The organism is Paenibacillus sp. ALE3 (assembly GCF_054113405.1).
The window spans coordinates 3,202,046-3,221,282 of the sequence record NZ_CM134214.1 but is presented as its reverse complement, the minus strand read 5'-3'; the positions used below and the strand labels follow the sequence as shown (position 1 = coordinate 3,221,282).

Here is a 19,237-nt window from a genome sequence, read left to right as displayed (position 1 = left end):
GTTCTTACGCGCACATCAAGGCAGATCAGAGATTATATCTCAGATCTGCCTTATACATATTTAAACGGTTTTACTCACACAATGAAGGGACAGAGAAGGAGGCTGACCCGCAAATGAGTACACGACGAAAGCTGCACATGAGAAATATAATAAAAAAAGCTTTAAAGGCATCACGCAACCGGAAGAATTCGTCTTATGCGCTTGTACACCATGCAAGATCTAGAATGCAAATCATCGTAGTGCTTTGTATTTCAGTCTGTATGTTATTTATGGTCTGTAAAACTGCTGTTGCCGAAGCAATAGACCAACAGAACCAGCAGCAAAAGAGGGTTGCTGTCATTATTGATGATCTAGGAAACAATATGAAAGGTACCAAGGAAATTTTAAATTTACCTGTCAAAATCACCGTTGCTGTAATGCCCTTCCTGCCAACAACCAAACAGGACGCTATGGAAGCGCATGAGCGTGGTCATGATGTTATCGTCCATCTTCCAATGGAGCCCAAGCAGGGCAAGCCTGAATGGCTTGGACCTGGAGCAATCAAGGCTAATATGACGGATGAAGAAGTACGCGCCAAGGTGACCGCAGCTATCAAGGATGTTCCTTATGCCATAGGAATGAACAACCATATGGGCTCCAAGGTCACCTCAGACAAGCGCATTATGTCCATCGTTCTGGATGTTTGTAAGGAACATGGACTATTTTTTGTTGATAGCCGAACTAATTATTGGTCAGTGGTGCCTGAACTTGCCGCTAAAAAGGGAATGCCACCGGTGCGAAATGATGTTTTTTTGGATGATGTTCATACACTCGCTCATGTGAATCGGCAACTTAGCAAAGTGGTTGAATGGTTGGCAGAGCACAACACCTGTGTAACGATTGGACATGTTGGCGTGTCCGGCATGTATACCTCCTCAGGGCTTCATTCATCGGTTCCTAAATTAAAGGAACATGCTCAGTTTGTAGGCATTAGCGATCTAGTGCGTGATGTATGGGGGTGGACAGGAGATCCAGCCACGAATACTACCACGCCGTCAGATGGGCAATAATGCCTTCGGCAATAGCTTCAGCAATCCTTTTTTGGCCGCGATCCCCAGAAAGTAGGGCTCTGTCTTGTTCGTTGCTGATAAACCCCGTTTCGACTATTACAGCGGGATGTTGAATTTTATTCAGAAGATAAAAGGGTTTTCCGTACATGGTTTGTCTATTCATGCAAAATAAGCGGTTTAATGAACGCTGGATCTGCTCAGCTAACATATAGCTGCTGCCTTCATCTTGATACAGTACAATGGGTCCACGTTTTTCGGCACGTTTGGCCCAATTGACATGCAGGCTTACAACCACAGCAGTGGGCAGTTGTTCTGTCAAGCTTTTACGCTGGGCGAGGTCTTTAAGATGCCGGGATTTGGACTGCAACCAACGGTTATCATCACTCAGTGCGTAGTCCTTGTCCCTATTCAAGACAGCAGGGTAACTCTGGGAACGTAAGATCAAGTACAGTTTTTGAGCAATGGCGAGATTGATATTTTTTTCCAGAAGTCCTTTGTGACTTGTTCCACCATCCACACCGCCATGACCTACATCTATCAGGACCACCGGCTTGGCAAAAGCGTGATAGGAGCGGTTAAACGGGGTCTCTGTATGCTTGTTTGTGTCGGTGCTTTTCTCGCCAGGCTGAGTAGTTGCATAAGCAAATGGGGCAAATACAGCGCTACAAAGGATGCAAAAATTTAACCCCAGCCCGATCAGCCATATCTTGTTTAACTTTTTATTCAACACGTTCTATTCCTCCAATGGACGAATTGATTGTTTACTGGAAACTAGGCATAACAGACATCAAACCTAAAGCAGCATAGCTGCCTTCGAATATAACAATAAACCTTGGGGGTACTGTTATATTGAAGATAGTATGTTCCATTTAAGGGAAACCATGCATAGTTATTCCGCAGGGATTAGACCTCCTGAAAACTGTGCAAGCTAGTAGTATCTGAACCTAACGTGTAATTTGATATTTCCAAGGTATGGTGATTGGAAATGATAGGTCAGATGGAGGAGGTCATGGAGGATGGCGAAGAGTGACGAACTGGTGACGTATATTACACAGCGGATTGTGCGTTATATGGAAACGCCACGTGAGGTTCGACGTAGTAAAAAACAAGCCAAGGAGCCATGGGTGAGCAAATGGTTTGGAATGTTGCCTCTCGCTCTGAAAATGTGGATAAAATCCACACGCAGAGGGCGAAAAGAGCAACGTTAAACACGCCAAAGAGACCACAAGAGGCATGGGGTATGCCATTTGAGGTCTCTTTTTATGTTGTTATAGGGATAAATTCGAATGATTTTTATTGTTTCTGAAATTACTAAGATTCCAAACGGTAAAATTGACCATGAGGCAACAGCTGTTTTAGTGGCACAAATCGGGAAAGTCCATCGTGGTAGGTTAATGCATATAAAATGGGTTCGGATGGATGATCTGGAGATATCCAAGTTTGAAACCCGCTAATGGATAAGGGTCCCCCAAAGGCAAAATTGATATTTGTGGCAGAAAAAATCATACATGGTGAATTACTTAGCGCGTTCATAAATTGGCCTGTGTCATAAATGGAAAGTTTTTGCTTAGCTTGAAGCCAACCCAGATCATCATAGGGATTGAAAGGATCGGACGAGATAGTAACTGCCTGTGCCTGCGTTTTCGAAAAGGGTGTAGGTGAAGAGATCGCGTTGTTCTGAAGCTTATGTTTCCAGCTCCCATCTGCTACTTCTACAGGTAGCGGATCGCCAGTAACAGCATCAATACATATTTGGCTACCCGTAGAGGAACGCACCAGCCAATAGGCTAAAAGTGGTTCCTCATACATAGGTGTGATTTGCAGCTTGTCGATAGAAGAAAATTCGGTTTCTGTGAGCAACTTGAGGGATTGGCGAAGTATATCCATACTATATGGTCCGCCTGGACCATTCCCGTATTCATTGAGTTGATAAGCGCCGTTTGGGTCAGATCCGATAATCAGGTAGCCAATGTATTCTCCTGCATGGTTCACTTGAACAAGCCAGCTATGGGTTCCAGGTCCAAGCGGATGGTAGCTGAGCTCGGCGTCTTTCCACGAAGCAAAAGGGGGCTGCGACGATAGGGATTGTACGGTGTCGGCTGCTGTCCGTTTCACGTCCTCAGGCACCCCTTGTTGCTGAGCAGGAAGCTTTGATGAAACGTAACCCGGGGAGGCAGAAGGAGTAGCAGGACTCATGGATTCCATTGGAGGAACCCACGAGCTTTCGTTGTAGTTGGGTGCTGAGCTTAAATTGCTTTCTTGAACGGCTGAGGGAGCCGCATGAATGGAAGCGAACGGACAGACTGCGGACAGGCCGATCAATACAGCTGCGATCATACCTACGCTATAATGCCCGGAATGATTTTTCTTCAATGGAATCCACCTTTCTGTCGGATGACTTGCCGACGGAGGCATTCTTTTTTAACTAGCATACAGCCTGTCCGATGAAAAGACTGCTGCACCCTGTCGGTGCAAATGTCGTATCCAGGTTCGCTTTTTGCTGTCGATACATAGGAGACAGGTTAGACTACGCTTGTGTTTGCAGCAGCAGAAACTGATGTAGGCTGAAGCATGATGTTACAACTTGACGACATGTCTGCAATTCTTCCGCGAAGGAGCGTGAGATATCAGTTACCGCAGATGAAATATCCCGCAGTTAATGGCGGATACGAGTACCTTTGGCTCATATTGCCATACCATTTCTTTACGGCGAGCTTGATGCTGTTCTAATACGGATTCTTTTTTATCCTCTTCCTCTTTCTGTTCCTTGATTAGGTCATCGTAGTAGTGGTCTATGACCTCTAGTTCCTCGCGCAATCGTTCCTTCGCCTGCTCAGCCCAATCATAATCTTGCTGTCGGAGCTGTTCGGTGAGATAGTTTTCAAGCGAGGTGGAAGCCTCAGGGACAGATAGCTGTGCTGGCTGTACATGCATATTGCCTGCCAGTAGTGGGCTGAGCTGCCGAGTTTCGAGCATAGCGCCAAAATTGGTTACAATAGTGCCGCTTTTGAGTGAAATCCCTAGCCACTGAAGTTCCTCGCGCTTCAAATCGCAGGCAAACTCAATCTTGTAGCAGACGCTGAGCCAAGCTTCATAAACTACAGGAGAACGGGCAGACAACTGACGAGCATCAGGCTGCTCGAACAAATAAACATATTTTCCTCCATCCCGAGCGGCTTCAAAAATTTGATGCAGCCGACGGCTTCCGTATCGAAGCTCCTCCTGCATAATACGGCCAGGCCCTAATTGCGGCAACGTCGGTACATGACCAAAGTACCGTCCCATGACCTGATCTTGTGCTGCATTGCCCGCTACAGGAGCTGGCGGGGTCTGAGCCGCTAAACGTTCTTGTTCTGTCCGATAGGCTTCCCCATCAAAGATGAATGTGAAGGACATCGTCTGCGCTGGAACGCCAGTACGCTCTACATACCCCCAATAGTAGGGGCGGTTTGTCAATGCTTTATCTGCCTCTGGAGATAGCTTGACGGTTACATGGTGGGGAGACCTCTCAATGATGCTGCACCCGGTAGCTTCCAGATAGGTGTGGACAAAACGCTGGACTTGCTGTGCATTCATAGTCAACGCTAGCGACCTCCTTTCACACTGCGTCGAGCTTTGGTTGGAGAAGCTGCATCACCTGCTAAGCCTAACAAATCCTCGGTGACACTTGAGCTTACTCCTGTTAGCCGTCCCTTAGGCTGCTTTGTTCCAGTTGACTTATCGGTTGCTACATTTGGAGTGACTGACGGGTCTGTGCGGATTTGTTCTATTTCTTGTTTGATGGAATCCAGCGAGTGGCCTAACTTTTGCATTTTTCTGCGAATTTCCTCATCACTGCTGGACTCAAGCATGATTTTATATAAACTTTTTTCAATGGATTCTTTTTTCTCAAACTTTTCCAGAATAACATCCAATCCGCCGATGACCATTTCAAACATATTAATCTTTTCATGCAGCAGGTGCAGGATATGCTCCTCAATCGTTCCGGTAGTGGACAGGTTGAAGATATTCACATCATGCTTCTGTCCAAGTCGATGCACCCGTCCAATCCGCTGTTCCACGCGCATGGGGTTCCACGGTAAATCGAAGTTAATCATGTGGTGACAAAATTGCAGGTTAATACCTTCACCACCTGCTTCAGTGGCAATCATAACCTGAATGCGACCACGGAACAGATCCATCATCCAATCCTTGCGGCCTCGGTTCATACCCCCTCTGTAAGGAACAGCAGACAGTCCGCGATCACGGAAATAGTTTAGCAAATACTCCTGTGTGGCCCGGTATTCTGTAAAAATAATCACTTTTTCGTTCATCTTCCGGATAAGCTCAAGCGCTTTTTCAGCTTTGGAATTGGCCTTGATCGCTTTAATGTGTGCGACCAAGTCCCAGACACGATCACGTAGAGGAGAGTCTGGAGCCATCTTTTTGGACAAATTGACCAGCGTGACGAACACAGCGTCCCGGCTACTGCACACTTCCCGTTGAAGGGTAACGAGAGACAGCATGCTGCTTAAATTTCCGCCATTCGCTTGATATTGCTCTTTGACAAAAGAGGTCACCCCATCGTACAGCGCTTGCTCTTCTGGCGAGAGCTCCAAGTGAATGTTGGAAACATTTCGTTTAGTGAATTGAACTGGCCCTTCCCCACGACGATTGCGGATCATGACTTTAGACAGCTCATCCTTGAGCTGATCTTCATTTTTGGGCAGACGTTTATCTACAACAAAATTTGCTGAAAAATCGCCTTGTCTTCCTAATTGACCGGGCTTGAGTAACGTGATCAGATTAAACAGCTCAGATAGATCGTTCTGTACAGGTGTAGCTGTCAGGAGCAAACAATATTTTTTACGCAACTTCATAATGAACTGGTAGTTGGATGTTTTTTTATTCTTCAGCTTATGAGCCTCGTCAATAATGAGCAGGTCATAATCGGTATCTAGCAGGATGTTACTATGTGGCTCTCTTTTGGCCGTATCCATGGAGGCTACGACGACCTCGGAAGACCAAGAATACGCTTTTTTCTGGGCGACTGCGGGAATGCCGAATTTGCTATTCAGCTCACGCACCCATTGCAGGACCAAAGAAGCGGGTACAAGAATAAGCACTTTGGAAGCCAGCCCGCGAACCAGATATTCCTTAAGGATCATTCCAGCTTCAATTGTTTTGCCTAGGCCGACTTCATCGGCAAGAATGGCACGTCCAGACATCTCAAACAGTACCTTCCGAGCGGTATCGAGTTGATGGGGCAGAGGAGTGAGGTCTTGCAAATGCTGAAGACATTGAAGCTCATCAAAGCTCGGCACCAGCTTGGCCTTTTCCGCCTCGATGGCCAGCTGATACAGATCCCAATCTCCCCAGGGGCCTCCCTTGTGCAGGCGTTGGTCCAGCTCGTCCTGCCAGCTGCGGTCAAATTGTACCGGAACAGGCAAGGGTGCTTGGTTTTGTGTGTGCTGGGAACTTGTCAGTTTGGCTTTCATGATGATTCCCTCCCTCCTGGTAGTAGCACAGTTGAAGCTATCGGCTCTGTCACATATATGGCATCTATTTTGCACAGATCGTAGATGTAGTATGGACGGAAAAAGATATCTTCATAACAGGAGGGATGAAATCCTTTAGTTGCCTTCCATTAACTTTTGGAGTTTACTTTCCGTAGAAGTTTGCGCATTAGGGGTGTAAATGCTGCAACGGAGATCGACACTGCCTTGTACCTGAAGGGAAGTCAGGTCAAATAACATTTTGCCAGCCTTGGCATGACGAAATTCAATGAGCACTTCGGGAGCGGAGCTTACCTCACTCTGATTCCAAAGCTCGTTAAACTCTGGGTAGGCCTCGCTCATATTTTGTATAAATTGAGCATACCAGGGGTCTGTCACGTATTGCCCGTAATAAGCGCGAAAAATGGCAAGAAACCCCTTTACAAAGTGCTCCCAATTCACGGCCAGACTTTTAAACTCCTTTTTGGTAAATAGCAGTTCGATCATATTGCGTTGCTCATGTGGTAGCTCGGCAAAATCCATAAAAACATGAGCAGCAGCTTCGTTCCAGCCGACAATATGGCAGCGCCGATCTGAAATAATAGCAGGACAGTAGTGCAACTCTTGTACGATCTTTTGCAAAGACGGAGAAATGATCGCCTGCTCTGCAGGAGTAGGAAGGTTATGAGACCCGGCTTCCAGCGCTAAATCGTACAAATATTTACGCTCATCCGTGTTCAGCTGCAAGGCAGCAGCAATAGCATCCAATACGGAGGCGGATACCTTAATATCCCGTCCCTGCTCCAGCCAGGTATACCAGGTTGTACTGACACCTGCCAGCTGAGCGACTTCTTCTCTGCGTAAACCTGGTGTTCTGCGACGTGACCCTGGAGGAAGACCAACCATATGCGGATGTAGGCGGGCCCTTTTTGTTTTAAGAAAAATAGATAGTGCTTCCAGACGTGCTTCCGTTTTCATTAGATATTTTCTCTCCATTCGATGAGTGTATCTGAAGTAATTAAATCAGGCGGCTTACTATAGTAGTGTTCATTATACCAGGATAAACAAACACTTGTAATAGGATAAGACGAGGGTAAAATGAGGATTATAAGTAAGCCATCAAGCAGGAGGAATGAATAGCTTATGCAAAGAGTAGTGATAACAGGTATGGGTGTCGTTTCGCCATTGGGCAATGAAGTAGGCACGCTGTGGAACAATTTGCTGGAAGGCAATTCAGGTATACGTAAAATAGATTCATTTGATGTGTCCGATTTAAAAGCACAAATTGCTGGATTGGTACAGGATTTTGATGCAGAAAAGCAGTGGGGCCGTAAGGATGCCAGACGAATGGATCGATTTACCCAGTTTGCATTATATGCGGCAGAGCAAGCGCTCAAGGATTCTGGTCTGGAGCTGGATCACACTGATCTGGAGCGTGTAGGTGTCTATGTGGGGTCAGGAGTCGGCGGTTTGGATTCGTTGGTAGATAATGTGGACGTGCTGTTACATCGTGGTCCGGGTAGAGTTAGCCCAACGCTGGTACCTATGATGATCTCGAATATGGCTGCTGCACAAATAAGTATCGCGTTCGGAGCGATGGGTCCTACGCTTTCACCTGTAACGGCTTGTTCTATTGGGAACACTGCAATTGGAGAGGCGTTTCGGACCATTCGTACAGGAGATGCGGATGTCATTTTTGCCGGTGGAGCTGAAGCCGCAGTGTCCCGATTGGCCTTGGCAAGCTTCGCTAATGCAACTGCCTTGTCAACACGTAACGAGGAGCCTTCTACAGCAAGCCGACCGTTCGATCAGGATCGTGACGGCTTTGTCATGAGCGAAGGAGCGGGTATCCTGGTACTGGAGTCGCTGGAGCACGCTACCCGGCGTGGGGCGGAAATCTATGGTGAGGTCATCGGTTATGGAGCGAGTTCGGATGCCTATCATATGGTTGCACCGCATCCCGAAGGAACCGGAGCTTACCTAGCAATGAAAGCGGCCCTTCATTCGGCTCGCATCTCCCCTGAAGAAGTGGATGTGATCAGTGCCCATGCAACGAGTACGGCTGTAGGGGATATTGCTGAGACTTTGGCGATCCACAAGCTATTTGGTGAATATGCCTATCAGATTCCGGTTACCGCGAATAAGTCCATGCTAGGTCATATGCTAGGAGCGGCGGGCGGTGTCGAAGCAATTGCGCTTGTTCAAAGCCTTCGAGAAGGTATCATTCCGCCAACGATGCATCTGGACAATCCAGACCCTGTTTGTGATCTGGATTATGTGCCTCACGAAGCACGCAAGGCTTCGCTAAATGTTGGGTTATCTAATTCTTTCGGCTTCGGTGGTCATAATGCGGTCATTGTGCTGAAACGCTATGAGTCATAATATGTAATGAGTATTGAAGCCTCAGATGCTATATCCGGCTGGATCTAGCATCTGAGGCTATTTTAATTTAGGCATCATAGATTTAATTTAAATAATAGATAGAGTAAGATGGAGGAAAACATTTGGAGGGATGAAGCCATGATTATCATCAGGAACATAGAGCCAGCAGACGCTGAAGCGTATTGGAATTTAAGACTGGAAGCCCTAAAAATGAATCCCGAAGCTTTTGGAACCTCTTATGAGGAAGCTGTACAAGTTTCGTTATTTGATATAGTGAAGCAAATACAAAATAAGAGAGATCATTACATACTTGGTGCATTTACAAAGGATCATCAGCTGGCTGGCATGACCGGGTTTAGAAGAGAACACAAAATTAAGACACGGCATAAAGGAACGATTTGGGGAGTGTATGTACCACCGATTTACCGAGGCCAGGGGATCGCTAAGAAACTTTTATTGGAAGTTATCAGTCGAGGTAGAAAAGTGGAAGGATTGAAGCAAATCAATTTGAGTGTGGTGGCTGCCAATCAAGCAGCTGTTGAACTTTATAGAAAATTGGGATTCAAAACTTATGGTATTGAAAAGAACGCTTTGGAATATCACGGTCAGGGATATGATGAGGAACTCCTGGCTTATTTTTATTAAGGGTGAAAGGTTTTGAAAAAATGAAAATCGATCGATTGCTTTCTATCGTCATTTTGCTGCTGAAAAGAAATAGAATACAAGCAAAGGAACTCGCTGATTTGTATGAGGTTTCAATTCGGACGATTTATAGAGATATTGAAGCGATTAGTCTGGCTGGTATCCCAGTAGTAACTTTTCAGGGAGCAGGTGGGGGGATTGGCCTGATGGAAGGATATCGTCTGGATCGCAGTATGCTGACGGGTCATGATATCAAGGACATTGTGATGGGCCTACAGAGTTTGTCCTCGTCGTTGGGCGGTCCCAACGTATCCCGGTTACTTCATAAATTTGAAAGCATTATACCAGAGTCTGAAAAAGAGCAATTTAGTGTCCGTACCACACAGTTTATCGTCGATCATTCGGGATGGGGAAATCAGTCTGTCCAGGAAGCTAAATTAATAAAGGTAAAAGAGGCAATGAGTCAAGCGCGTACGGTTGCTTTTACCTATCGAAATGCGGAAGGAACTCGAACGAAGCGGAATGTGGAACCACATACGCTTGTGCTGAAAGGGCAACAATGGTTTGTGTATGCGTATTGTCCCGACAGGGGGCAGTTTCGGTTGTTCAAGCTTTCTCGTATGAGTGAGCCTGTAGTTACAGAGACGGCTTTCACCCGCAGGGATCTTTCTGATGAAGTGCTGCCGTGGAATGAGGGACGGATGACGGCATCCAGGGATGTACAACCGTTTACGCTTCAATTTAACCGCAACTCAAGACATCTGGGGGAGGACTGGTTTGGTGTGGAAGCATTGAACGAGCAGGAAGAAGGAATTTACACGGTTTCGGTTCCGTTTCCCGAGGATGCGTGGGTGTACGGATTCATTTTAAGCCTCGGACCAGATGTGGTTGTCAAAGAACCGGCTCATTTGCGAGACAAGATTCATAAGATGGCGTTGCGTATTGCGTCTAATTATGAAGAAGGCTAGGAATTATAGAGTAAATCTTAGATTAAAGTAAAACGAACCTGACCCATAGTTGTCAGGTTTGTTTCGTTATACTGGTGGCATACCAGATATGAGTTAGCGAAAGGGGATTTACGAGAATGGATAAAGCTTGTCAAAGTTGCGGGATGCCGCTGGAGCATGAGGATCAATATGGAACGGATGCACAACATAATAATACAGATGAGTATTGCAAGTATTGTTACAAGGAAGGTGCATTTGTACAGCCTGACTTGACGATGGAGGGAATGATCCAGCAGTGTGTGCCGATCCTGGTAGAAGAGGGGATGCAGGCAGAAGAAGCGACTTCAATGCTGCGTAATTACCTACCGCATTTGAAGAGGTGGCGGTCTTCAGAGGATACAGAGCTTCCATTTGATGGACCCATTCGGGAGGAGTACCGAGGTGAAATCCATTTAATTGGTCTAAAAGCACGTACAAACAATCAGAAGGAACAAACACCTCACGGGATCATTCCAGGCATGTGGGAGCGTTTTGTAGGTGAGAATGTGGCAGGTCGGATCAGGGGTCATGAAGGACTTGCTTCCGTCTATGGTTGCTATACTGACTATGAAAATGGAGCTCTGGGCGAGTATACATTTTTTATTGGAAAGGAAGCGGCTGAGGACTTCCAAACTCCTGACGAGCTTGAAGAACTTGTAATTCCGGCTGCACGCTATGCTATTTTTCAGGCAACCCATGAACCTTCTTCTGTCATCCGTGTATGGCAGACAATTTGGGCATGGGCTGCCACGGGACAAGGGGAGCGGACCTACACAGGTGATTTTGAAGTGTATGGCAATCCAGATGAACCCGTTTTGATTTATATTGCAATTAAGTGATGATCTACAGTGATAGAAGAGAACCGCCTAGGCCGTTATTGAGGCCTAGGCGGTTTTTCGTTAATCCAAACCATATGGGTTTACTATCAAGTTGAACGTCGAGTCACCACCCAAAAAATGAGAGCTAGAGCACTGACACCAGCCCCCAATAGACAAACTCCATTCCACCCAGCATAGGTATACATGTGAGTGGAGGTAATGGCTCCTGTGGCGCTACCGATGGAATAAAATATCATGTAGCCTGCGGTAAGTCGGCTCCGTGCTTCAGGGCGAACGTTAAAAATCAAGCTCTGGTTTGTGACATGTACAGCCTGTACGGCCAAGTCCAAAAGAATGACACCAAGAGTTAAAGCGAATAGAGAATGCTCGGTGTAGCCTATAGGTAGCCAGGACAGCAGTAATATAACTAGTGCGATACCTGTCGTTCGTTGTCCCAAGCCTTGATCGGCAAGCCGCCCTGCTTGTGCTGCTGCTAATGCTCCGGCGACTCCAGCCAAGCCGAAGGCCCCAATTGCAGTGTGTGAAAGAGAAAATGGGGGGGCACTGAGAGGTAATACAAGCGAAGTCCACAGTATGCTGAACGCTGTGAAAATGAGCAGCGCAAGGACAGCACGAATACGCAGAATTCGTTCTTGGACGAACAGTGTGATAACCGAGCGAAGCAGCTGCGCATAGGAAAGTGTGGCGCTTGTGAGTTCGTTCTTGGGGAGCACTCGCAATAGAGCCACAGCCATAAACAGCGTAAGTACAGCAGAAATAAGGTAAACTGAACGCCAGCCTGCCAGATCAGTTAATACACCAGCAACGGTTCGTGCGAGTAAAATGCCGATAACGACTCCGCTGGTTACCAGCCCTACGACCTGCCCGCGTTCAGTCGGATTAGCCAAGGTCGAGGCGAATGCCACGAGTGTTTGAGTCACGACAGCCAGCAGTCCAACCATTGCCATTCCCATAAGCAGTATTGTACGGGTAGGGGCAAAGCTAACCAGGATTAATGCCAGCACAGATAGCAGCATTTGTCCTGTGATCAATCGCCGTCTGTTCAAGAGATCGCCAAGCGGGACGAGCAGCAGCAGTCCTAACGCATAACAAATTTGCGTGACGGTAATAACGATACCGACTGATGAGTGTGTAATGCCAAACTCGTGCGCCAGCGCATCCAGTAATGGCTGTGCATAGTAAATGTTAGCAACAGCCAGCCCGCAGGCTATAGCAAACAAGAGTGCCACAGACCGGGGCAGGACCGGAACGGGGGCTATTTCGGCAGTGTTTGCTATCGTTTGATGGGAGAGGAGGAGAGCGTTTTCTTCTGACGTCTTCATTTTCACATACCACGTCGCTTTCTGTGATTTACATACTGATCAGTATAATATACCGATTGGTATGTAATGATTTTAGGTTAATGTAACTCTCATCAATAAGATTTGTCAAGAGTTTAACCCGTATATATTTGACAGCCGCTTCTGAAAATCATACAATCTTAATATACTGAACGATACGAAAATAAGGGGATAAGTATGGTTCGACCACGAGAATTTGATGAAGATCAAGCGTTGGATGCAGCGATGCAAGTTTTTTGGGAAAAGGGTTTTGAGGCCACGTCTTTAAGCGATTTAACCTCGCGTATGGGAATACAACGCCCCAGCATATATGCTGCCTATGGGGATAAAAAGCAATTGTTCGAAGCTGCGCTGCGTAAATATACGCAATCTCATGCAGCTTGTGTAAGGGCTAAACTGCAAAATAGTTCATCTGTAAAAGAAGCATTTTACAATTTTTTTGGAGGAGTGGTGGCAGAAGAGTACGAGGAGGGGTCCAATAAGGGATGCTTTTGCATCAATACAATGGTAGAACTAGCCCCTCATGATGAGAGGTTTGAAATTTTAACCAGAGAACATCAGATGTATCTCTCTGCTGTCTTTCAGGAGACCCTCGAACGTGGTATTCAATCTGAGGAGCTTGAGGTGACTATAGATGCACGAGCTTTGGCACACACGTTGGTCTCTTTGTTAATCGGGATAACCGTGATGATGAAGTCACGCCCAGAGCGTTCTTTTGTGGATCATGCGGTTGCGACCGCACTTATGTTGTTGGATGAAAAATAACTTAGGACTGGAGAACACCTGGATGCCACACATAAAAGCTATTCAAACGCCGCTTGGCGAATTGCATGGACGGGATGCGGTCTATTTGGATCAGGTTCATATGAATTATGCGAAGAAAGAGCTGGTTTTGAAGGGAGAGATTAATGGGGGGGTGGCGTCAGAAGCAGTAGACGATTTTGTACCCTATGAGCTTATATTTACAGGAATCTACTATTTTAATACGATTGAACTGGATGTGGCTTTAGACATGCCTGAACAGAAGTATACGCAAGGTAGCAGTTTTGATGAGCTTACAGATACGCCATTATTAGCTACAATAGCTAGTGCACGGGGGAAGAATCTAAAACACTTTCTGTTGAAAACCTATGACGATGTTTTAGAAATCGCTTGTAGAGACTATAAGATGATTATATAACAAAGCTGGTTTTTATAAGAGAAGGAGGACCAATGGATACCCAAATTGAACTATTTAACGTGATCATACGTGTGGTGCAAGGGGATATTACCTGTTGTAAGGCGGATATTATTGTCAACGCTGCAAATACAAGCTTGCTGGGTGGCGGTGGTGTAGATGGTGCAATTCATAGAGCTGGCGGTCCGGCTATATTGGAAGATTGTGTCCGAATCAGAAACAAGCAAGGGGGATGTCCGGTAGGAGGCGCAGTTTATACGACGGCTGGCAAGCTGGAAGCCCAATATGTTGTTCATACTGTCGGCCCTGTGTGGAATGGTGGCGACCATCAGGAAGAAGAGCTATTGGCGACATGCTACCGTCATACACTGCAATTAGCTTTAGAATTGAATGCACGCAGCATTGCTTTTCCCAATATCAGCACAGGCATCTACCGATTCCCGAAAGAAAAGGCGGCCGAGATTGCTGTACAGGAAGTGACACGTTTTGTACAGGAACATGTTGGGTTGAATGAGATTATTTTTGTTTGTTTTGATGCGGAAAATGCTCAGTTATATAGCCGTAAGCTACAGTCACCTAAAGATTAATTTTTTAGTATACATACTTAAGCTCCTCATTTAACTTAATCCAACGAATGAATTGATGTAAGAGTGCTCAACTGGAGGTGTGTTATGCTGGTTAAGCTGATAAATAAGATTCCGCGGGATTGGCTTGTATTCATGTATAAGCATACGCCGTTCACTCGATTGAAAAATGCATTGGTGTACCGGGCACAACATAAATTTTTAGTTGCTGTGCTGGGCATTTTCACGAACGATGCCGGGGAAGTGCTGCTATTAAAGCACGTATACCGGAAGCAACCGTGGGGAATTCCCGGCGGCTGGATGGAGCTAGAGCAGCCGGAAACCGCCTTACGGCGCGAAGTCCGGGAAGAAACTGGGCTGGAGGTAGAGATCACCTCATTGGCGCAAGCCCAGTTTGGCCAGTTGCCGAACCGCGTGGATCTTATTTTTAAAGGCCGGGTTATCCCGGGTACTTTTCGACCAAGCGCTGAAATCTCCGACATTTGTTACTGCCGCGTAGGGGAATGGCCGGAATGCTTGCCAGCACACCAGAAAAAGCTTATTCAGAAGCTGCTGAAGTAAATGTTCACCTCATGCTCATGTTCAGTTCATGCGATGAAAAATCGGTTTACAGGCGTTTCAGGAATACGCTGATGCGTTCCAGAGCCGTTTCCAGCTGTTCACGCGATGATGCATACGAGCAGCGGATAAAACCTTCGCCGCCTGGGCCGAATGCGGAACCCGGGACCGTTATAACTCCTTGTTCTTCCAACAGTCGTTTGGCAAACTGTTCTGAGCTTAACCCTGTGTGCATAATGGAGGGAAAAGCATAGAAGGCACCGCCCGGTTCATGACATGGGAGTCCTGTCTGACAGAGGGCAGCAACGAACCATTTTCTACGTTGATTGTAGGACTCCATCATACGATCTTTTTCCTCCAGCCCGTTGCGCAGGGATTCAATAGCGGCAATTTGCCCGATAATAGGCGCGCACATGGCTGTATATTGATGGATTTTCAGCATGGCTGAAATCAACTCTTTCGGACCGCATACATAGCCGACCCTCCAGCCTGTCATGGCAAATGCTTTGGAAAAGCCGCTGATGAGCAGGGTGCGTTCTTTCATTCCTGGCAGAGAAGCGAAACTTACATGCTGCTGTCCATAGGTCAATTCAGCATAAATTTCGTCCGATATGACGATCAGATTATGCTCCTCAACCAGACGGGCAATGGGTAGCCAATCCTCATAGGTCATCACCCCGCCAGTCGGGTTGTTCGGATAACAGAGAATAAGCACTTTGGATCGTGGAGTCAGCTTGGATTTGAGCGCCTCAGCTGTCAGCTTAAACTGCTGGTCAGCAGACGTTTCAACCGTTACGGTATGTCCTCCGTTCAAAAACGTAATAGGCGAATACGAAATATAACAGGGAGCTGGTATGAGTATTTCATCGTGTGTTGTGATGAGGGCGCGTAGCGCCAAATCCAACGCTTCACTACTGCCAACAGTGACCATAATTTCATCTGCCGGGTTATAGGATGTGCTGAAGCTGCTCTCCAGATATCCGGCAATTTCCTCACGAAGCTCAGGGAGACCTGCATTGGGTGTGTATGAGGTTTTACCATTTTCCAGTGCTGTGATACAGGCCTTTCTCACATGTTGAGGAGTTACAAAATCCGGTTCACCAACACCAAGCGATACGATATCTTTTCTGCCTGCACTATATTCAAAAAACCGACGGATACCTGAAGGCGGCATTTCCCGTACAGCCGGAGTCAAAAAATCAGTTATAGATACTGCTGTCGATACATTTGTCATGTTGATTCCTCCTTATTGAAAAACAAAAAAACCCGCCCCTGTAAAAGGGACGAGTTTATACCCGTGTTACCACCCTAGTTTCATTCCATAGGAAATGACACTCTGTTCACGTATCCATCAATACGTGTTCCGGTTAACGCTGGAAAGGCGGCAGAGCTTACTTCAGGTTCAGCCCGCTTCTCAGAGATGGCGTTCAGCTACCCTCGGAATGTTGGCTTTCACCTGCCCCAACTCTCTGCAAATCCGCTGTATAGCTTACTCGTTCTCGTCATTGAAATTTGTTGCCGTATCAATTTAGGTGTAATTATAAGCACAACATTTCAGAATGGCAAGTCTTTTTTTATAAATTGTAAAGACAGGGGCATCATCATTGACGACTGGAAGATAACGTATATAGTGGTATCAAGGGGAACTGTACCCCAAAATTCACTGTGTTAAGACTATATTGGCTAGAGAGGGATGGTATCCATATGAATGTATTTGAAGGCTTTAACGACAAGGTTTTGCCTCAAGGATGGGGCTGGATCAACGAACCGACTGTATGGAGCTTCGATGAATTCAAGGCTTTACAAGTATCTGCACCTTCACAGGCAGATTTTTTTAGAGATCCGTCCGGCGCCGTTATCAAATCGTCCGCTCCTTTTTTGCATACCACCCTTCAAGGAGATTTTACAATATGGACGAGGGTTCGTGTCGATATGAAGCAGCCCTATGACTCAGGATGCTTGATGGTGATGGCTGATGATACTCATTGGGCTAAAGTGTGCTTTGAATACTTTGAGAATACCCCCTCGATCCTAAGTGTGGTTACACGGGATACATCCGATGATTGTATATCGGGGGCGATGGATGCTTCTAATCCGTATTTGCGAGTAACACGAGCTGGAGATTGCTTTGCCTTTCATTATTCATCGGATGGTCACCATTGGAAACTGGCCAGATATTTTGGGATGAATGTTCCCAGCCAGCTAAAAGTTGGGGTTGTCGCACAATCTCCAGTAGGGGAGGGGTGTAATGTTACCTTTGACGCTTTGACAATAACAAACCATGTGTTCGAGGATATACGAAACGTGGAATAAATAAAAGCCCTCTATATATGAAAGCGCTATATAAGAAAGTTAAAAAGACGTAAATACGTGTTTTTAGGCGGGAGGTAGATGGAAGTTTGCTGTTAAGAAGGAAGGGTTACAAGCTGCCCGGTTTGTTGGGGGTGATGCTTGTAGCTACATTGGGCTGTTTCGGACTCATTATGTATCTACAGTCCACAAGCGGGACGAGGATATATCAATTTCTGTACTGGGACATATTCCTGGCCTGGGTTCCGGTGTTTATTTCATTGTTAATGGTGGCTTTATCCAAATTACGATATGCAAAAGTGAGAAATATTCTTTTATTTTTCGCCGCATGGGTATGGTTGTTCTTTCTGCCGAATGCTCTTTATCTAGTGACCGAGTTACTACATGCATTCCGTTTTTACGATGTGAACCCTGGTACGCGTTTTTGGTTGAACACTCAATTTTGGCTAATCTTATTTACGTCCTTTTCAGTCGCTGGAATTGGTCTTTTTCTTACATCTCTTTGTGTATTGATGATCCACCGTATGTTGAGGAAGATTTGTTCAGGGTGGCTCGCATGGGTTGTAGTCTTTGTGATGTTGTGGTTGGCCAGCATAGGTGTATATATAGGCAGATTTGCACGCTGGAATAGTTGGGATGTGTTGCTGCAACCGCTGGTGCTTTTTGCGGATCTTTGGAGCTGGGCAGTAAATGCAGGGGAGAAGCTTCATATACTATCTTTTAGCTGGCTGGTGTTTGGGATGGCGCTCATCTTTTATCTATTTATCTATATCTCTTTACGTGAGGATTAGGATTGAGGCCGAGGACCTGTATTCAATGAATACAGACTTCGGCCTTTTTATCTGTGACGAGTTAGGAGTTGGAGTTATCTTCTTCGTGTACATCATAAAGCACGCGCACAAGCAAATCTTGGCTGAAATTTCCGAATCTTTTACCAAAAATAGTGAGCCCTCCTTTGTTTTGCGGTTGATCGGATACGGATAAACGCAGTGTAATATCGCTTTTGTAATCAAGTCCAATATCGTCTATTGTGACTTCTGATATACGACACCCGTCAATGAAGCTTCCATGTTGATTGATGCGAATTAACTTTAGCATGCCGTACTGATTCAAGTGTGGAGGCCACCAGTCGGGATTGAGGACCCCCGGAACAGCTCCAAAATCGCCTGTGCTCGTCCAGTGACCGATGGCAATACCATTTACATGAAAACAAATATCAGACGGATAGTCCTCACAATAACACGGTGCTTCTGACCCCAGCTCCGCGGAAAATTGAATTTCGGTAAAGGATTGATTCGCTTTCAAGTAGTTAGGAATGCGGTATTCCAGAAAGCCTTCTGCCATCCAGATCATTTCAGAGTCCAGTCGCGCGGGATCTGCAAAATAGCGTGGGTCATCAAAATCGCCGATAATGCTGTCTTTGGTCACTAATCCACAAGTAGGAACTGCCTGGTAGTTACTATAATGACCGATGCGAATTTCTACCTCATACACATTTTTTTGTTCTCTGCTGCGCAGATCTACCATTAGCTTTTCCTTATTTAAATAGCACATTTTTCGGATCCCGTGTTTACCGCTTACGGTATTGATTTCCACAAGTCCGCATTCTTCCAGTTTGCGAATATGCATCGTAATGGTGCCGTTACTTAAATTCAGCTTGCTCGCAATATCATTCATACTTTGTCCTTGAACAGCAAGTAATTCAAGGATTTGAATGCGGATTTCCGAGCCCAATGCTTTGAAAATATCTAACCCTGACATTAAGTCCTTAATATAAATCATAGCTATAGCCCATCCTTATCTATAAAAAGTGTGATGTAAGCGCTTATATTTTTACTTTGATTTATGTTAAAATAAAATCATAAAGAAGTAAACTGCTTTTCTGTAAATTTTTTT

At 45.9% G+C, this 19,237-nt stretch carries 20 protein-coding genes and 1 other annotated feature; of the genes, 12 read left to right on the top strand and 8 right to left on the bottom strand.

Annotated features, from left to right (window positions below; genetic code table 11):
• Positions 1 to 113: 113 nt before the first annotated feature.
• Positions 114 to 1,049, top strand: coding sequence for a divergent polysaccharide deacetylase family protein (locus ACXHJ2_RS13980; protein ID WP_165080160.1), 936 nt, complete (start codon positions 114 to 116; stop codon positions 1,047 to 1,049).
• Here the strand turns inward: ACXHJ2_RS13980 and ACXHJ2_RS13975 are convergent.
• Complete coding sequence (locus tag ACXHJ2_RS13975; RefSeq protein ID WP_165080159.1) at positions 1,024 to 1,779, bottom strand: N-acetylmuramoyl-L-alanine amidase; 756 nt, start codon at positions 1,777 to 1,779, stop codon at positions 1,024 to 1,026. The genes ACXHJ2_RS13980 and ACXHJ2_RS13975 overlap by 26 nt on opposite strands.
• A gap of 286 nt (positions 1,780 to 2,065) precedes the next feature.
• On the opposite strand from ACXHJ2_RS13975, the gene ACXHJ2_RS13970 reads away from it, so the two are divergent.
• Complete coding sequence (locus ACXHJ2_RS13970) at positions 2,066 to 2,257, top strand: YqzE family protein (RefSeq protein WP_165080158.1); 192 nt, start codon at positions 2,066 to 2,068, stop codon at positions 2,255 to 2,257.
• A 103-nt stretch (positions 2,258 to 2,360) separates the two neighbouring features.
• Here ACXHJ2_RS13970 and ACXHJ2_RS13965 read toward each other — a convergent pair whose 3' ends face one another.
• From ACXHJ2_RS13965 to ACXHJ2_RS13950, 4 genes are all read right to left on the bottom strand, one after another.
• On the bottom strand, positions 2,361 to 3,422 hold the full coding sequence (locus tag ACXHJ2_RS13965; protein WP_165080157.1) for a hypothetical protein: 1,062 nt from the start codon (positions 3,420 to 3,422) through the stop codon (positions 2,361 to 2,363).
• Between the two features lie 258 nt (positions 3,423 to 3,680).
• On the bottom strand, positions 3,681 to 4,631 hold the full coding sequence (locus ACXHJ2_RS13960; RefSeq protein ID WP_165080155.1) for a YqhG family protein: 951 nt from the start codon (positions 4,629 to 4,631) through the stop codon (positions 3,681 to 3,683).
• A gap of 2 nt (positions 4,632 to 4,633) precedes the next feature.
• The gene (locus ACXHJ2_RS13955) at positions 4,634 to 6,526 is read right to left on the bottom strand and encodes a DEAD/DEAH box helicase (protein ID WP_165080153.1); all 1,893 of its coding nucleotides are present in this window, start codon (positions 6,524 to 6,526) and stop codon (positions 4,634 to 4,636) included.
• Positions 6,527 to 6,661: 135 nt separating this feature from the next.
• A complete protein-coding gene (locus ACXHJ2_RS13950) occupies positions 6,662 to 7,501 on the bottom strand; it encodes a helix-turn-helix transcriptional regulator (RefSeq protein ID WP_165080151.1) in 840 nt (279 codons plus the stop codon).
• A 165-nt stretch (positions 7,502 to 7,666) separates the two neighbouring features.
• Here ACXHJ2_RS13950 and fabF point away from each other — a divergent pair, with 165 nt between their 5' ends.
• The 4 genes from fabF to ACXHJ2_RS13930 all read left to right on the top strand — a co-directional run bounded on the left by fabF (position 7,667) and on the right by ACXHJ2_RS13930 (position 11,372).
• On the top strand, positions 7,667 to 8,905 hold the full coding sequence (gene fabF, locus ACXHJ2_RS13945; protein ID WP_165080149.1) for a beta-ketoacyl-ACP synthase II: 1,239 nt from the start codon (positions 7,667 to 7,669) through the stop codon (positions 8,903 to 8,905).
• A 108-nt stretch (positions 8,906 to 9,013) separates the two neighbouring features.
• Positions 9,014 to 9,550, top strand: a complete 537-nt coding sequence (locus tag ACXHJ2_RS13940; RefSeq protein ID WP_231860487.1) for a GNAT family N-acetyltransferase — start codon at positions 9,014 to 9,016, stop codon at positions 9,548 to 9,550.
• 20 nt (positions 9,551 to 9,570) lie between these two features.
• Positions 9,571 to 10,515 (top strand): helix-turn-helix transcriptional regulator, encoded by a 945-nt coding sequence (locus ACXHJ2_RS13935; protein WP_165080147.1) that lies wholly within the window; start codon positions 9,571 to 9,573, stop codon positions 10,513 to 10,515.
• A 116-nt stretch (positions 10,516 to 10,631) separates the two neighbouring features.
• Positions 10,632 to 11,372, top strand: a complete 741-nt coding sequence (locus ACXHJ2_RS13930; protein ID WP_165080145.1) for a zinc ribbon domain-containing protein — start codon at positions 10,632 to 10,634, stop codon at positions 11,370 to 11,372.
• An 86-nt stretch (positions 11,373 to 11,458) separates the two neighbouring features.
• Here ACXHJ2_RS13930 and ACXHJ2_RS13925 read toward each other — a convergent pair whose 3' ends face one another.
• The gene (locus tag ACXHJ2_RS13925) at positions 11,459 to 12,694 is read right to left on the bottom strand and encodes an MFS transporter (protein ID WP_165080143.1); all 1,236 of its coding nucleotides are present in this window, start codon (positions 12,692 to 12,694) and stop codon (positions 11,459 to 11,461) included.
• 195 nt (positions 12,695 to 12,889) lie between these two features.
• Here ACXHJ2_RS13925 and ACXHJ2_RS13920 point away from each other — a divergent pair, with 195 nt between their 5' ends.
• From ACXHJ2_RS13920 to ACXHJ2_RS13905, 4 genes are all read left to right on the top strand, one after another.
• A complete protein-coding gene (locus tag ACXHJ2_RS13920; RefSeq protein ID WP_165080141.1) occupies positions 12,890 to 13,477 on the top strand; it encodes a TetR/AcrR family transcriptional regulator in 588 nt (195 codons plus the stop codon).
• On the top strand, positions 13,467 to 13,892 hold the full coding sequence (locus ACXHJ2_RS13915; RefSeq protein ID WP_238791366.1) for a hypothetical protein: 426 nt from the start codon (positions 13,467 to 13,469) through the stop codon (positions 13,890 to 13,892). Before ACXHJ2_RS13920 ends, ACXHJ2_RS13915 begins: the two co-directional genes overlap by 11 nt.
• A 32-nt stretch (positions 13,893 to 13,924) precedes the next feature.
• On the top strand, positions 13,925 to 14,476 hold the full coding sequence (locus ACXHJ2_RS13910) for an O-acetyl-ADP-ribose deacetylase (protein WP_165080137.1): 552 nt from the start codon (positions 13,925 to 13,927) through the stop codon (positions 14,474 to 14,476).
• An 84-nt stretch (positions 14,477 to 14,560) separates the two neighbouring features.
• Positions 14,561 to 15,034, top strand: a complete 474-nt coding sequence (locus ACXHJ2_RS13905; RefSeq protein WP_165080135.1) for an NUDIX hydrolase — start codon at positions 14,561 to 14,563, stop codon at positions 15,032 to 15,034.
• Between the two features lie 46 nt (positions 15,035 to 15,080).
• On the opposite strand, the gene ACXHJ2_RS13900 is transcribed toward ACXHJ2_RS13905, so the two are convergent.
• The gene (locus tag ACXHJ2_RS13900) at positions 15,081 to 16,265 is read right to left on the bottom strand and encodes an aminotransferase class I/II-fold pyridoxal phosphate-dependent enzyme (protein WP_058711291.1); all 1,185 of its coding nucleotides are present in this window, start codon (positions 16,263 to 16,265) and stop codon (positions 15,081 to 15,083) included.
• 42 nt (positions 16,266 to 16,307) lie between these two features.
• Positions 16,308 to 16,546 (bottom strand) — a binding site (T-box leader).
• Between the two features lie 189 nt (positions 16,547 to 16,735).
• Between ACXHJ2_RS13900 and ACXHJ2_RS13895 the strand changes: the two genes are divergently transcribed.
• The gene (locus ACXHJ2_RS13895) at positions 16,736 to 17,344 is read left to right on the top strand and encodes a DUF1349 domain-containing protein (RefSeq protein WP_165080133.1); all 609 of its coding nucleotides are present in this window, start codon (positions 16,736 to 16,738) and stop codon (positions 17,342 to 17,344) included.
• An 86-nt stretch (positions 17,345 to 17,430) separates the two neighbouring features.
• Positions 17,431 to 18,132 carry a DUF1361 domain-containing protein gene (locus ACXHJ2_RS13890; RefSeq protein WP_165080131.1) on the top strand — a complete coding sequence of 234 codons (702 nt, stop codon included), beginning with the start codon at positions 17,431 to 17,433 and terminating at the stop codon, positions 18,130 to 18,132.
• Positions 18,133 to 18,193: 61 nt separating this feature from the next.
• Here ACXHJ2_RS13890 and ACXHJ2_RS13885 read toward each other — a convergent pair whose 3' ends face one another.
• A complete protein-coding gene (locus ACXHJ2_RS13885; protein WP_165080129.1) occupies positions 18,194 to 19,123 on the bottom strand; it encodes an ArsR/SmtB family transcription factor in 930 nt (309 codons plus the stop codon).
• Positions 19,124 to 19,237: the final 114 nt, after the last annotated feature.